Raw genomic sequence first — 14,713 nt, forward strand, 5'->3', positions numbered from 1 at the left:
AACTACAAATGACTGCCCTCGACTACAAATGACCACTCCTGACCACAATGACCACAAATAACCAACCTTGACCACAAATGACCATTCCTGACTACAAATGACCATCTCCTGACCACAAATGAATACACCTGACAATATTAATTCTTGTCCCACCAAAGCGGCGTAGCGGCATTATCAGGCCCGCCAAGCATTTTCACAGCCTTTGCCACCTCGTCGGCATTGGTTTGCTTTTCGGTATCCAGGAAAGGCATCCGGCGAATGAATGTACCTTCCGGCAGGTCAGGATTTTCGCTGTGGACAATCGGATAGAGCTTTGGAAGGCCCGTTCTGCGCACCTCAGCCCAACCTTCCATACCATCCGGGAATAATGCGAGCCATTTCTGCTGCGCCACCTGCTTACGCTGCATGCTTTCAGAACCACTCCATTTTACAGGATAATCGTTTACCGCAGGCGAATTCATACCATCTTTTGGCGCTATTGGAACCGCAGTATTGGCAATATATTTAGCGATAGCCGCCTGGTCGGTCACGCCCCACTGGGCCATCGAAGCCTGAATGCCTTTCTTATAGAAATCCTCGGCAGTACCACCCATATTCCAGCCATTGAGCGCACCTTCCGCACGGAGGAAATAGGCCTCTGCCGCATGGAGGATATTCTGGGGCACATTATAAGTGGTTTTCCAATCGCTCCCTACCCAGGTAGCCCAGCGTGTGCCCATATTGGAATTGAACAACCTGGAATTGATGTCGATGATTTTTTCCGAAGTGAACAACCCATTCCGCACGCCCTCGTAAGTACCTGTCGAGACCGACGGCTGGAAGTAAATTGGTAGCCGCGGGTCTTCATAACCCTTCAAAATCGACTCCATGGAAGCACTCATGCGTACATCGTCCCAGCCCGCCGTCACGGCCAGTCCGTTGTATTCGGCATAGGTTGTGGTTGATTTCGGCATATAGGCATCGTCGGCAATGTCGGTAATCACCCCTGCCGCCACCGCCGCCTCGGCCTGCTGCTTCGCCATCTCCGGGTTCACTTTGGATATCCGCAATGCCAGGCGCAGGCGGAGGGTATTGGCAAACTTCATCCAGGCCGTTGCGGGTGCTGCATTCTTGTTATAAACCAGGTCATAAGTACCAAACGGTTTTTCGCCGGAATGTGATTTAAGGACCGTCGAGGCCGCATCGAGCCGTTTGAAAAAATCATAATAAATAGAATCCTGGGGCGTGTAGGAAATATACCGTTTGCCCGAAGCTGCGTCGGAATACGGGATCGGGCCGAAATAATCGGTGATCCGGTGGAACATCCACACCCACCAGATATTCGCCAATGCATTCTCGGCACTTTGTGTTTCGGTACCAGCCATGATCGTTTTCAGTTGTGGTGCGGCAGCGGTGTACACCGGGTTCCAGCAGGCAGGCATCCAGTCCTGCCGGATCACGTACCGGTCTGTCGGAAAGGAGTGCGCGGCTTGCGATAAAAACTGGGAGTATACCGATGCAATTGTACCTTCCCCGACCTCGAAATTGTCGGGGCTGAGTGTAGGCGTCATCAGCGCATAGGCGAACATGAACGGGTATTCCTTGCTGCCGACACTGCTGATCTTGGTCGCATCGGTGTTTAGCGAATCGAAATTGTCGGTACAGCTTGTGAGAATGGCCGCTACTAGGACCAGCGACAACATTTTCGTTAGTACTGTGCTTATATTTTTTATCCTCGTCAACATAATAAGTTCTTTTTAGAATGATAGTTTGAGGTTCAATCCGATGTTTCGGGTCGATGGCAAATTGAAATACTCGATCCCCTGGTAATTGCTGTTACCGAGGCTCATTTCAGGGTCGAAATCCATTTTCCGCTTTCCTATCCCGGGGATGTCGAGGATCGCATTGCCGCGGTACAGGAAGAAAAGGTTGCGCGCAACGACCGACAGCCGCGCCGCACTCAGGAAACCAGGCAGATTTTTGAAATCATAACCCAGGGACACCTCGCGCACACGCACATTTGTAGCATGATAGGTAAAAAACTCACCCCATGAATAATCACCCTGTGCCACGGTTTGCCAGAATGTCTCGGCGTTGATCGCCTTGGTATTCGGCGCTCCTTCGGCAGTCACACCCTCTACCACCCATGAGCCTGCGTCACGGTATTTTTCGGTGTCGATACCGGTACCATTGTAGGCCATTTGGGCAGCTGTACCCGAGGTGATCACACCTCCGAACTTACCATCCACAAGGATATTCAATGCCCAGTTTTTGTAATTGAAGTTATTGCTGAAACCGGCCGAGAATTTCGGGTTATAGTTTCCCAGCTTTTCATCGCTTTCCGTTTTCACGGGGACACCTTTATCACTGACTACATACTTACCATTTAGCGTCTTCCATTTATATCCATACAAATCCCCGAAAGAACCACCTTCCACTATCAGTGGGGTCGCTGTCCGAAGGCTTGTAGTCGAACCAAGATACAGTCGCTTAACTCCGTCGTACAACGCAACCACTTTACTTTTATTCAATGCATAATTAAGCCCTACGTTCCAGGTAAAATTCTTTGCAGCAACCGGCTTTACACTCAATACCGCTTCAAATCCCTGATTCTGAATATTTCCGGCGTTCACATTCAATGTGGAGTAGCCAGACGACGCCGGCGATGCGACCCTGATCAGCTGGTTTTTAGAATTGGTTTTGTAATAGGTCAAATCAACACCCAAACGGTTGTTATAAAACCGCCATTCTGTGCCAAATTCTACGGATTGGGTCAATTCGGGCTTCAAATCCGCAATCGCTTTGGTACTACTGCTCGCGATATAACCCCCAAAACCGCCACGGATATAAGTATACGTCTGACCCAACAGGTAAGGATCGGCGTCATTACCCACTTTCGTGAACGACCCACGCACTTTACCCAGATTTACCCACTGCGGCAATTTGACCATCTCGGAAATCACCGCCGACAAACCGACGGAGGGGTAAAAATACGAATACGGCGACGGCAGCGTACTCGACCAGTCGTTCCGCGCAGTGAGATCGAGGAAGAGGTAGTCGCGGTAGCCGAACTGCACCGTTCCATAGACCGACTGCAATTGTCGTTTCGCCGTCGCAGTTTCGGTTTTGAGCGTTGTGGCGTAACTCAGGTCGTATTTGTTAGCAAAACCGAGCCCGTCGGCCGCATTGATCCGGTGCCGCATGCTCCGGTTCAGTATTGAACCACCCAGGTTATACGTCACCTTCAAATCCGGCGCAATGTTGTTCGTACCGGTCAGCAACAGGTCCGCATTTCGTTCGGCGATGTAGTCATTTCCCTCCGAATAATACCCACCGGGTTGACGAGCGTAGTTGACGGTATTATTGGCATACTTCTGTGTGATAAAATCATTATAGCTATCCGAGCTCACCCGTCCCTGAACATTCAGCCAGTCGGTCAGTTTGTATCTCAAAACAAACAATCCGGTAACGCGGCTGCGGTTTTCGTCGCGATGCGTATTGTTGATCGTCCAGTAAGGGTTCATGTACACGGCATCAGGACTTGTCCAGAAAGTGGGCGTTTCCACGCCTGTAACGTCCACTTTCTTATACGATTTAAGTGTTTCAGGATCAACACTCCGTGGCATTCGGTAAGCATTTGCAACCACCATGCCATCGCCTCCCACACCCGGCTTGTTGAAAATATTCTGCAACATATAAGTCACCTTCGCATCCGCTGATAGCCGGCTGGTAATGTCATAGCTGAGCCGCGCATTGAAGGTGTTCCGCGACAGCCGGTTATGCGGCACAATACCGTTGATGTAGCTGTTGGCATAGGAAAAATAGGACTGTACCTTTTCCGAGCCGCCACTTACGCCTACGGAGTTGTTGGTCGAAATCGCAGTCTTGAAGAAATCCTTGATATTGTCGGGATAAGCTTTGAGTGAAACAGTATTACCCGCCCAGTCCTTCACACTCTGGCCAGCAATGCGGGCACCCCAGCTTCCGTTGGTGAGCGTGGAATAAGTGCCGTCGGACCCCTGGCTGTAAGTATTCTGCAACGACGGCGTCACCAGCGCCTTATCAAACGTGACACCGGAATTCACATTCACATTGATTTTACCGCTTTTCCCTTTTTTGGTCGTGATCATAATGACGCCATTGGCAGCGCGGCTGCCGTAAAGTGCCGCGCCCGCCGCGCCTTTCAGCACGTTAATCGACTCGATATCATCGGGATTGACACTCGACGCACCATCGCTCCCGCTATGCCCGCCCGCGTCGTAGCGTACCTGGCCCGCGGGCGTGGAATTATCGATCGCCACGCCGTCTACGACGATCAGCGCATTGTTTGAGCCCTGGATCGAGCGATTACCCCGCAAAACAATCCTTGTAGCTCCCCCAGGGCCGTTCGCGGACGGTGTGATGGTAAGACCGGCGATTTTCCCGGAAAGTGTATTCGTAAAATTTGCGTCACGGACCTCATTTACCTGGTCGCCGCCTATTTTCTGGGTCGCATACGTGAGTGTTTTCGCAGCCCGTTCGATTCCGAGCGCAGTCACGACGACTTCCTGCAAGCCCATTGCGTCGTCCAGCAATGTAATCTCTCCCAATGCGCTCTGGTTACCGATAAGCACTTCCTGCGTCTTCATTCCGATGTACGAAATAACAATCGCCACAGCACTTTCAGGCACGGTTATATCGAAATTCCCGTCTTTATCAGCGATAGCTCCTAATGTAGAATGCTTTACCACGATAGATGCTCCGGGAACCGGTGCACCTTTCTGATCGATGACTTTCCCTGTAATCTTCTTACTCTGTTGCGCAAAGGTCTGACTGAAATGCGCTGCCAAACACAGCATGCATATCAACAGCAAAAGGGTCTGCAAGCGGTTACGTAAACGAAACCGCAGTAAAGGAATCTCCGAAGGGAGGGATTCCGGGAATTTTAGAGATTTTTTCATAAACAAAGATTTCGGAACAGTAATGGGTTTAATAGGGCAACAGAAACCACCCATCCCGGACGGGATAAGTACACAAGCAGTATTCGAAATAATGTTAACAAATATATTATTTTTTTGTCAACAAAAAAATTTAGAAAAAATTATTGTTCTGCGTTTTCAGCAAATGATCTATCGCAAATGCAGTGACCCGCCGAATGCCTGCCGACAACCACCCTTTTCAGCAGAAAATCCTATGGCGCAAAAAAAGCCGGTCTCCTGTAAAGGAAACCGGCCTAAAGAACTACAATATGCGTTTTGAAGCAACTAGGTCAGGTCGATTGATGCCACTTCGCCACGTATAAGATGTTTCAAAAGCGCCTCTTCCGCACGTTTGATATCGCGATCTTTAATGCCCGCCACAATTTCACGATGCTCCTGATCGGTAAGTTCGTAATCGTCCATATGCGTCTGGGTTTTACCCAGCTTTTGATGAAACAAGGGGATATTACTAGCCTGATATAGCTCCATGAGCCTTTCATTACCAGCACATTCTATCAAAGTTTCATGAAACTTCACATCCGCCTCGCACGCCCCTCCGAAATACCCGCGCTCAACCATGGACGAAAAGTCATCACAAATACGATCCAGTTCTGCGACCTGTTCCGTTGTGACTTTCTGAATGAGCAGCCTCAATGCACCTATCTCCAATATCTCGCGGAGTTCCCGGATCTTGTGGCTGTCTTCAAGGGTAAGGGTCTTCACAAAAAAGCCCCCCTTTTCCCCTTGCACGATCAGTTGCTCACCAAGCAGCCTGGTCAGGGCCTCTCGAATGGCCATCCTATTGACATCCAGCTTTTTAGACCATTCATCCTCTTTCAGTCGCGTCCCTGATGTGAGCTGATTGGAGAGTATCTTCTTCCGCAGTTCCGTATATGCCCTGTTCGAGAGTGAGTCTTCCTTCATTTTAATGTAAACAAAAATTCAAAATTTAGTAAACTAAAACATTTATATAAAGGTAAGCAATATTCATAACTTCTATATGTGCATACAATCTATGTACTTCTATACAGATTTAAGAAACTATTTCTGTTTTAAGCCATTTTTATCGTATTTTACTCATCAGAACTCAGCCTCAGGTTACAACTAAGCCCGACCTTGTCCATCCGTATCCACTCACTATTGCTGTTAGCTTTGACGCTTTCCATGATCTTGTCTGGGTGTCTGCGTGAAAAACGACCAAACAGGTCGGCGAAAGTGTACATCGAGCACAAGAACGGCAGGTACACCGTTATAAGAAACGGAAAACCTTACAACATCAGGGGCGCCGGGGGGGAATCCCATTTCCGCGAACTCCATGAAGCGGGTGGAAATACCCTACGAACCTGGGACACCACGCATCTCGCTCAGATTCTCGACAGTGCACAGGCACATGGCCTGGCGGTTATCGTAGGGCTTCCGCTTCCCAATAGCGGCGACATTTCTTTTTACAACAATCCTGAAATTACTAAAACCAGATATCGGGCATTGCAATCGGTTATCAAACGGTTCAGAAACCATCCTGCGGTACTGATGTGGTGCCTGGGTAACGAGCTCGACTTTCCTTATAAATGGACTTATGGGGACTTTTACGACTCGTTTAACGCGCTTACGGACATGATCCATCGCGAGGATCCGGACCATCCCGTCACCACTACGATCCTGAATTTCAACCCGAAATATATTTTCAACATCGGGCTGCGCTGCCATATCGACGTGATCTCGTTTAATATTTTCAGCAATCTTCCATTGCTTCGTGAAGATCTCGCCGATATGGCCTGGTTCTGGAAAGGTCCGTATATGCTGCTCGAATGGGGGATCAACGGTCCCTGGGAGGGCACCGAACAAACGGCCTGGGGCGCTTACATCGAGGATACCAGCAAAAAGAAAGCTGACATTTACCAGCAACGTTACCGGCAACATATGCCGGTGGAAGATCCCCGGTTTTTGGGAGCCTGCGTCTTCTTTTGGGGAAACAAACAGGAAACTACACACACGTGGTTCAGCATATTCGACGAAGACGGCCATGCTTCAGAGGCGGTCGGTACGATGCAAGGGATCTGGACAGGCCAACCCTCGCCGGTTATTTATCCCGAAATAAAATACATGCTGCTGAACAACCGGGGCGCACGTGACAACATATTGCTCAACCCGTCGGCCTCCGCATCTGCGGAAGTGCTTCTCTTCAAAGGGCACAATCGTATACGGTCGATCCGTTGGCAAGTATTCAGAGAAGATTGGTATCGCGAAAATCGGATCAACAGCACCCGAAAACTGGAACCCATCGCGACGGCCGAGAACTCCGGCCAAAACTTACGGCTTTCGTTTGCAGTCCCGCAGGAGGAAGGCCCGTACCGGCTTTTTGCCACAATTTACGACCACGCCGGAAACTTCGCTTCATGTAACACTCCTTTTTACGTCGTAAGTCCTCCATGAAGCAAGCATTATATGTAAAGCCCCCCACCCGCAAGCAACTGATCATGCTCCGGCTGATGATTTTCTTCGGACTAGTGTCGATGGGATTTTTCCTATCCAGTGTCCTCTCCGAGGCCGTCAGGGGCTACGCGCCATTGTACTGGATGCTCGTGATCACATTTGTTTTCACCTGCCTGAAAGTGTTGCATGAATGGTACCATTACCTGTTCATTACCGTACCGCCCACGCCGCCGCTGACGCGCCGGTATACGGTCGATATTTTCACCACTTTCTGTGCCGGCGAGCCGTATGAAATGATCGTCGAGACACTGACCGCGATCCAGGCCATTACCTACCCGCATGAAACCTATCTGTGCGACGAAGCCGACGACCCTTACCTGCGCGATGTATGCGTACAGCTGGGCGTACACCACGTAACGCGCACCGACAAGCGGAACGCCAAGGCAGGAAACATCAATAATGCATTGAGTATTTCAAAAGGAGAACTTTGTGTCGTCCTCGACCCCGATCACGTCCCGTTTCCCGATTTCCTGGACCCGATCGTCTCCCATTTCGACAACCCCGAAATCGGTTATGTACAAATTGTGCAGGCCTACAAAAACCACGATGAAGGATTGATTGCCAAAGGTGCAGCGCAGCAGACCTACCAGTTTTACGGCCCGATGATGATGACCATGAACCACTATGGAACCGTGCTTGCGATTGGTGCCAACTGCACTTTCCGACGAACGGCGCTGGATTCCATAGGCGGGCATGCGGCCGGGCTCGCCGAAGACATGCACACATCCATGCAGCTGCATGCAAAGGGCTGGAAATCGGTGTACGTTCCGGCGGTGCTCGCGCGGGGATTGGTACCTTCCACACTCTCGGCCTATTATAAACAACAACTCAAATGGTCCCGCGGGGTATTTGACTTGTTTGTCCACGTATATCCGAAACTGTTTTCAAAGTTCACGTGGGCTCAGCGCATTCATTACGGCACCATTCCGCTGCATTACTTGTCGGGCTTCATTTTCCTGATCAACTTCCTGATCCCCATTCTGGCACTGGTGCTGGACGTGAGCCCGATGCATTTCGATCTTACGGATTTCCTTCTGGTCAGTCTGCCGATGGTCTCCTGTGTCATTCTGATCCGGCATTTCGTGCAATGGTGGGTTATGGAGGACGGAGAACGGGGATTCCACGTAGTAGGCGGGCTATTGATGATAGGAACCTGGTGGATATTCATCCTGGGCGTGCTGTATACGATTTCAGGCAAGAAAATCCCTTACGTACCCACACCTAAAGACGGCAATGAGGCCAATAACTGGCCACTGAACGTTCCTAACTTAGCTGTCTTGGGTGTCTCGCTGCTGGCAATCGTATACGGTCTCTATCAGGACCTGAATCCCTACAACCTCATTATGGCCGGCTTCGCAGGCCTGAATTGCTTCTTCATGTGCTTCACGATCGCGGCAAGCCGGCAACAGCAGATCCGCGCATTTTCGGGCTCCTCACCCTCATTGAACACCATGACCAAAGCTATTAAGGAGTTGAAAGGCAATTTCTGGATCCTGCGGCGTCGCATTTACAGCGGCGTCCGAACCTCTGCATTCCTGATCACGGTGCTGCTTATCAGCGTCATCATTTATTTCCGGCGCTTTAATCCCAAACTGGAATATAGTCTGGCGGCAGCCAGGGAAAATCAGGCATATGCACTCAGCCTCACGAAGCAAAAGCCTGGGCGGCTTCCGGATTTACCTGCCCTCTTTCGTGCCATGGGCGTGCGTGAGCCTGATACAAGCGGCACACACTCGCATAAGCCGGTTTTGTTTTTTGAAGGAACGCGGGGTGTGAACTATACCAAAGGACACAATTGGTCGCGGAGATACCCTGCATTTACGAAACATGAACTCCAAGCCGATCTAAGGCAAATGCAGAAAGCGGGTATCCACGCGATCCGGCATTTTGGACCTGGTATTTATGATTACAATGTCCTTATGGCAACTTCCCGCGCGGGGATCGGGGTACACTACACTTTCTGGGTGCCCGAAACGCTCGATTTCGTAGACGATCCCGGTGGTGCCGACGATCTGGCGAATGAAATATTAATGACGGTAAGCCGGCTTCAAAGTCAAAAACACATTGTTTCCTGGAACATCGGCAATGCGGCTATCCAGCGCCACCGGCGCTCGGAGCATACCGGGGAGCAGAAACAGTATTTATATTGGTTAAAAAAGGTCAGTGCTGGGATCAAAAAGATCGACGGCTCGCGCCCTGTGACGGTAGATCTCGAACTGAATCCCGAAACGCAAAATCTGGCATATCTCGTCAAACGGGTTGCCCCGGCCATCGATGCTGTCGGACTTGTTTTGACGGACGTTGAAAAAAAGCCGGATGAGTCCGCATTCCGGGAACTTACAGTGCCATTCTATTTCAGCTACATAGGTGCGAATGCATTTGCTGGTGCCGGAGAACGGCGTGCAGGAACATTCATTTCCAATTGGCAGGATGAGAAGATATCTGAACAAGTAAGTTTTGATGGCCTGCACGACTATGCGGGACGGCCAAAGCGCTCACTTCATGTGCTGGAAGCAATTTGGGGCAACCAAAATATGCCGCAGCCCGCCCCTCATTTCAAAATCCTGAAGCCCGCATTGGGCACCTTCGAGGGCTCCGCACTGGATTACCACGCAATCACCCTGCAAAATGATCAATGGAAAGTCGTCCAGGAGCCTGCAAAGGGCACGCAGTTCGAATGGAAACTTGCCAGAACGGACGGCTTCAATAACCCGGTCGAAATCATGGACGTGGGGAATGGCCCGCGGTTGACCTTGACTATACCTAAGCACCCGTCACTTTACCGGTTGTATTTGTACGTAGTTCAGGCTGGAACTGTCAATGCGATTATTGAATCTCAGCTCAATACGCCATTAGAACCAAAACAAGGGCCTCGGAACCCTTAGCGATTCGAATCCAATGCCTCAACAAAACGATTGAATGTAGATAGGCTGATTCCCCAATCCGGTGCTGGAATATCACCCCATACTTTCGGATTATCAGCGAGATTGAAGTAACATACACCGACCACTTCCTTGTGGTCTGCTAACACGGCCGCGGCTTTTTCCAGCCATTCGGATTGAAAATCTTCCGGCCCTTTCACGCCGAATTCCGTGATAAAGATCGGCTTTGATGCCAGACGCACACGCCATACCTTACGGTTGAAAATCGCTTCAAAGGGCTCCTGTTTCGTAGGGTCAGTAATATTCTTATCCGGCAGGCCGTAAATAGCGATGCTTACCAAATCGACTACGTCGTTACCAGGGTACCACTCCATGGAGCCCCGGTCACCGGCGGGTCCCCACACTTTCTTCACATTTTTAATACCTTTTCCGAATTCCATAAAATACCGGAATGCCCGGATATACAAAGCCGGATCCTGACTTTGCCATGCATACCGATGGATAGGGATTTCCATTTCATGCGCAAAACGAACGTAAACCGGACGGTTAGTCTTTGAAATTGTATTAAACAGTGATTTGAATTCCTCATCATAGACTCCCGAAATCGTATTTTTCAACACCGAAGGATCCTTCCTGACCTTGCCATCCCGCCAGGGCTCCACGCTGACGATCACCTCATGCCCGCGCCTTGTAACTGCTTCAAAGTCCCTGGCAAAAGCACCCGTTTGGATGTTACCCAAATCCACAAACAAATGCTCGACATGCACGTCTTTGGAGCCCGTAAGTGCCAGGCGGGGATCGTACACCCCCAAAAGCGGCATGGCATTCGCTGGCCTCCCCGCCGGCTCGTTTGTCACGTACTTCTGAAAAAGAAATCCGGAATCTGGCTTAATCCCCTTTACAGCTTCTCTCAAATCAACTCGCAACGCATTCACAAGGCTGTCGTCGCCGGAAGCAAAAACCCAAACCGGTTTGCTCATAAACCGGGTCCGGATCAGTTTCCTCCTGAGTGCAGTCCGGCGGTCGGGGTCCGGCGGAAAGGCGGTCGCCGAAAGCTCACTCTCCCCATTGACGGAGATTCCGACGGCATCTATTACGTCATCTCCCGGCCAGTATTCTTCCGTCCCGGGATAACCGGCCGGCGACCACATAACCAGGAGCCCGGGCTTTACATTCCGACAAATCTCGGACACATGCCTAAACGCCTTGATATAGTCAGCCGGAGATTGGTATTGCCAGGAGTGCCTTTGAACCGGCACTTCCATATCCGGATCCCAACGCAGATAAATGCGTTTCTTGTCGGGCAACAGGCTGCATAGCGAACGCAGGGCGTCGTCGAAGTCCCCGTCCCTGACCATACGTAGCGCAGCTTTCTGCCCGGCCACGACAGTCAATAGCAAATCTTTGTCCGCAGCGAGGTCTTTTAATGCGGCTGCCAGTGCCGTATCTGCCGTATTCGGATAGAGCTGAATTGAAATGTGTTGAAGCCCCGGCGTGGTTACGCCCAGTGAGTCGGCCCGGTTGATATAACCTACCGGCTGCTCTGCAAAAGCAGCATTCAATACATCCGAGGAGTATTTGCCGGATTTTGAAAACGGAGAAAATCGCATCCAATAAAACGCGAATGCCCCGATCAATACCAGCCCTGCGGCTGGTAGGAGAACGCCTTTTGCCTTCATGAAACCCTGAAAAAATGCTGCGGGCTTAAGTTAGCAAATTCGCCGGATCGTAAAGCATAAGATAGAGGTAAGTACATAAAAAAGAACCGGACGATGGTCAGCCCCTAGTGTTTCTGACCATGCCCGGTTACCAGTGTGTGTTACTTATTCCCTACTTAGTGCTTTGCATGAAAGCTTAACCGTTTCCTAAACCAGCTCACTTTCATATTGAAAGCCGATGTGTGTTGGCGGATGGCTCAGGATGCGGTTAAATTCGGCAATGGCCTGGTTGATCTGACGCTGGGTGATGCCGCTGTATTCCATCAGAAGAACTTTGGCCTGTTGTGCGCTGGACCGCTTCATTTTCCAGTATTGAGGGTGATTGACCCCGATGGGAGTGCGGAAGTATTTTTCTTTAGGTTCGCGGATTAAAATCTCGCAATCGGTATCACGCTGCGGGCTGTCGTGGAGGAAGTAACTTTTTACAACGACTTTGACCTCCCTGCCGCTTTTTAGTTGGAAAATTTTCTCGTGAATCATGACTTGTCTTTTAAGTATTAAGGATCGATGAATATTGCTGAACTGCTGACGATGTTTGCGGGGCTTCCTTAAAACTTTCATACCAGCAGCGCCTGTAAAACTTTCACAAACTTCGCCGTAGCGAGGGATATTTCAGTAAAATGATTAGTAAACGGTCAATTCAATGATCCTCCGGTAACAACCTGATTAAGAGGCAAGTAAATTTACGTATTTCACTAATCCACAATATGCCCCACAAACTGTGCCGTATTGTCCAGAATCTTCCCGCCCCGCCTGAAGCCGAGTGCGCACGCCTCACCGGCATAGAACACTCCAGCCTGGTAGGTGTAGCCGCCTGCGTCCATCGGAAGAGTGACATATTCCTGGTAAATGCGTGACTGATCGTCGTATTCGCCCGCAGCGGTTTCCAGCACGCCGCCGTTTTCATCATGGATAACCACATTCGCACCCTCACGGCCCAGCAATACCTTGCTCACCGATTTTTTATGCAGCAGCACCTCGCGTTCCGTTTGTAGCAGCAATGGATGGTATGGGTAAAGATCCCACAGGATTTTCAGAATATATTTAGACTGGAACAGCAATGTATAGGCAGGATTCAGCACCACTGCCTTCCTGTTTTCGACGATTTCCGTCAGCATTGCGGCCAATTCCGGTTCATCTGTGCCGATGTGCTCCCAAGGCACCAGTTTGAACCAGAAATCAAACCGTACGAAATGTCCGTGTTGCGGCTCCTGGTAGAATATTCCCTCGCCATTCGAAAACTCCACGTCGTCGATATAGGCGAATTCTACATCGAAGCCGGCTTCTTTCGCCGCTTCCATCAGTACCGCCACATTGGTATCGTCCTCGGGATAGCCGCGCATCGCGGAAAAGAGCATCGATGGCGTCAGATCGCTGTTTTCCTCCTTTAAATAAACAAACTGCCCCACCAGGGTTTCAAACAGCGTGTTAAATTGCTTGGATTCATCCATTCCGTTCATCCGCAAATGCGCCCATTGCACGACGGCCGTTTCGGGAATGCAAGTAGCCGTATCCGCATTGAATTCGATCAGTTTAACCGGTTCGTCGTCAAATCCGCCAGCCAGATCAAAACGGCCATACAGATGTATCTGCCGGTCGTCGCTCCACGAGAATTTGATTAGTTCGACCAGGTTTTCGGGAATACCCATTTCGCGGAAAAGGTTGTGATCAATGGCATATTGTCCCGCTTCGATCAACATATCATATAAGGTACCTGCAGCCTCGTAGTAGCTTTCGGCTTGTTGCTCGGCTACGACCACCATGTCGTTCACTACGTACGGAGCTGTATCCGTGCCAAGCGCCCAATCCCAACCGGCTTTCTGTAACGCAGCTTGCGGCGGATTGGACAATGATTTCAACTTCACCATATTTTAAGTTTAAAGTTTAGAAGTTCATTAGTCTACGAGTAGGATATAAAAGCTCATAAAATTCAATCTCATGAACTTTAAACTCATAAACTCTGAACTCTCCTAGCCGCCACTTCTTCCCGACGACCTTCCGAAGAAACCTTTACGGCCTCCCGAGGGCCTTGTTGTCACTGTCCGTACCGACCGGGAACTTTCGACACCCAGCGTCGCGCTGCGGGAGCTTGCCCACGCGCCCGGGTTGGCGTAAAACGACCTGCTCCGCTCCATATCCATTCTGTCGCGGTAGTTGTTCATATAAGAATAGGACGAGTTACGACCCAGCAAATAACCCATTCCCCCATACAGCAACATGCTCGAAAGTCCGCTGTGATAGCCCATATGCGGGTTCGAGCGGATTTCCTGGTCGATCAACGCCTTGGCTGCCATCGGGTTCAGCGTGTCTTTATGGCCATCGAGGTACGAGACGATCGCCACGGAACTGTCGGCCGGGACGTTTTCTTCACTGATAATCTTAAATTCTCCCGGGCTTACCTCCCTGATATGCGACCGGATGCCTTTACTGTAAGTTGTTTCTTCATAACTATATTCCGATTCATCATCATTCGAAGAACAGGAAACGAGCGCCGTCCCCGACAGCAGCGCCAGCGCCAATGCGCCGCCCATGCCGATGTCTTTTACCTTTTTGATAAAAGAACCCTTTCGTAACTGTGTCATAATGTTGATTTTCTATTGAGGATTTCTCAAAAGTAATGCATGAAAACGGCCGTTGGCTTATGATTCGTGCCAGTGGCGTTTCCGGTGGATATCCTACCCTG

9 protein-coding genes are annotated in these 14,713 nt (G+C 50.2%); 2 read left to right on the forward strand and 7 right to left on the reverse strand.

Annotated features, from left to right (window positions below):
• Window positions 1-137 precede the first annotated feature (137 nt).
• From AC2YIT_RS04130 to AC2YIT_RS04140, 3 genes are all read right to left on the reverse strand, one after another.
• Window positions 138-1,682: a SusD/RagB family nutrient-binding outer membrane lipoprotein gene (locus AC2YIT_RS04130; protein ID WP_430842156.1), complete on the reverse strand. Its 1,545-nt coding sequence runs from the start codon at window positions 1,680-1,682 to the stop codon at window positions 138-140.
• 54 nt (window positions 1,683-1,736) lie between these two features.
• Window positions 1,737-4,919: a SusC/RagA family TonB-linked outer membrane protein gene (locus AC2YIT_RS04135; protein ID WP_487278313.1), complete on the reverse strand. Its 3,183-nt coding sequence runs from the start codon at window positions 4,917-4,919 to the stop codon at window positions 1,737-1,739.
• A gap of 303 nt (window positions 4,920-5,222) precedes the next feature.
• Entirely contained in the window at window positions 5,223-5,861 is a 639-nt protein-coding gene (locus tag AC2YIT_RS04140) for a GntR family transcriptional regulator (protein ID WP_487278314.1), read from the reverse strand.
• A gap of 291 nt (window positions 5,862-6,152) precedes the next feature.
• On the opposite strand from AC2YIT_RS04140, the gene AC2YIT_RS04145 reads away from it, so the two are divergent.
• Both AC2YIT_RS04145 and AC2YIT_RS04150 read left to right on the forward strand, forming a co-directional pair.
• The gene (locus tag AC2YIT_RS04145) at window positions 6,153-7,370 is read left to right on the forward strand and encodes a glycoside hydrolase family 2 TIM barrel-domain containing protein (RefSeq protein WP_430842150.1); all 1,218 of its coding nucleotides are present in this window, start codon (window positions 6,153-6,155) and stop codon (window positions 7,368-7,370) included.
• On the forward strand, window positions 7,367-10,315 hold the full coding sequence (locus AC2YIT_RS04150) for a glycosyltransferase family 2 protein (RefSeq protein ID WP_487278315.1): 2,949 nt from the start codon (window positions 7,367-7,369) through the stop codon (window positions 10,313-10,315). Before AC2YIT_RS04145 ends, AC2YIT_RS04150 begins: the two co-directional genes overlap by 4 nt.
• Here AC2YIT_RS04150 and AC2YIT_RS04155 read toward each other — a convergent pair.
• The 4 genes from AC2YIT_RS04155 to AC2YIT_RS04170 form a co-directional block, all read right to left on the reverse strand.
• Window positions 10,312-11,991, reverse strand: a complete 1,680-nt coding sequence (locus AC2YIT_RS04155) for a glycosyl hydrolase (RefSeq protein WP_487278316.1) — start codon at window positions 11,989-11,991, stop codon at window positions 10,312-10,314. The genes AC2YIT_RS04150 and AC2YIT_RS04155 overlap by 4 nt on opposite strands.
• 186 nt (window positions 11,992-12,177) lie before the next feature.
• On the reverse strand, window positions 12,178-12,510 hold the full coding sequence (locus AC2YIT_RS04160; protein WP_487278317.1) for a hypothetical protein: 333 nt from the start codon (window positions 12,508-12,510) through the stop codon (window positions 12,178-12,180).
• 215 nt (window positions 12,511-12,725) lie between these two features.
• On the reverse strand, window positions 12,726-13,898 hold the full coding sequence (locus AC2YIT_RS04165; protein ID WP_487278318.1) for a glutathionylspermidine synthase family protein: 1,173 nt from the start codon (window positions 13,896-13,898) through the stop codon (window positions 12,726-12,728).
• A 102-nt stretch (window positions 13,899-14,000) separates the two neighbouring features.
• Window positions 14,001-14,612 carry a Cj0371 family chemotaxis-regulating polar lipoprotein gene (locus AC2YIT_RS04170; protein WP_487278319.1) on the reverse strand — a complete coding sequence of 204 codons (612 nt, stop codon included), beginning with the start codon at window positions 14,610-14,612 and terminating at the stop codon, window positions 14,001-14,003.
• Between the last annotated feature and the right edge of the window lie 101 nt (window positions 14,613-14,713).

This window comes from Dyadobacter sp. SRI_021, assembly GCF_057586235.1.

Coding starts and splice junctions, on each gene's coding strand:
- AC2YIT_RS04130 (WP_430842156.1), bottom strand. CDS start 1,682: ATGTTGTCGCTGGTCCTAGTAGCGGCCATTCTCACAAGCTGTACCGAC.
- AC2YIT_RS04135 (WP_487278313.1), bottom strand. CDS start 4,919: ATGAAAAAATCTCTAAAATTCCCGGAATCCCTCCCTTCGGAGATTCCT.
- AC2YIT_RS04140 (WP_487278314.1), bottom strand. CDS start 5,861: ATGAAGGAAGACTCACTCTCGAACAGGGCATATACGGAACTGCGGAAG.
- AC2YIT_RS04150 (WP_487278315.1), top strand. CDS start 7,367: ATGAAGCAAGCATTATATGTAAAGCCCCCCACCCGCAAGCAACTGATC.
- AC2YIT_RS04155 (WP_487278316.1), bottom strand. CDS start 11,991: ATGAAGGCAAAAGGCGTTCTCCTACCAGCCGCAGGGCTGGTATTGATC.
- AC2YIT_RS04160 (WP_487278317.1), bottom strand. CDS start 12,510: ATGATTCACGAGAAAATTTTCCAACTAAAAAGCGGCAGGGAGGTCAAA.
- AC2YIT_RS04165 (WP_487278318.1), bottom strand. CDS start 13,898: ATGGTGAAGTTGAAATCATTGTCCAATCCGCCGCAAGCTGCGTTACAG.
- AC2YIT_RS04170 (WP_487278319.1), bottom strand. CDS start 14,612: ATGACACAGTTACGAAAGGGTTCTTTTATCAAAAAGGTAAAAGACATC.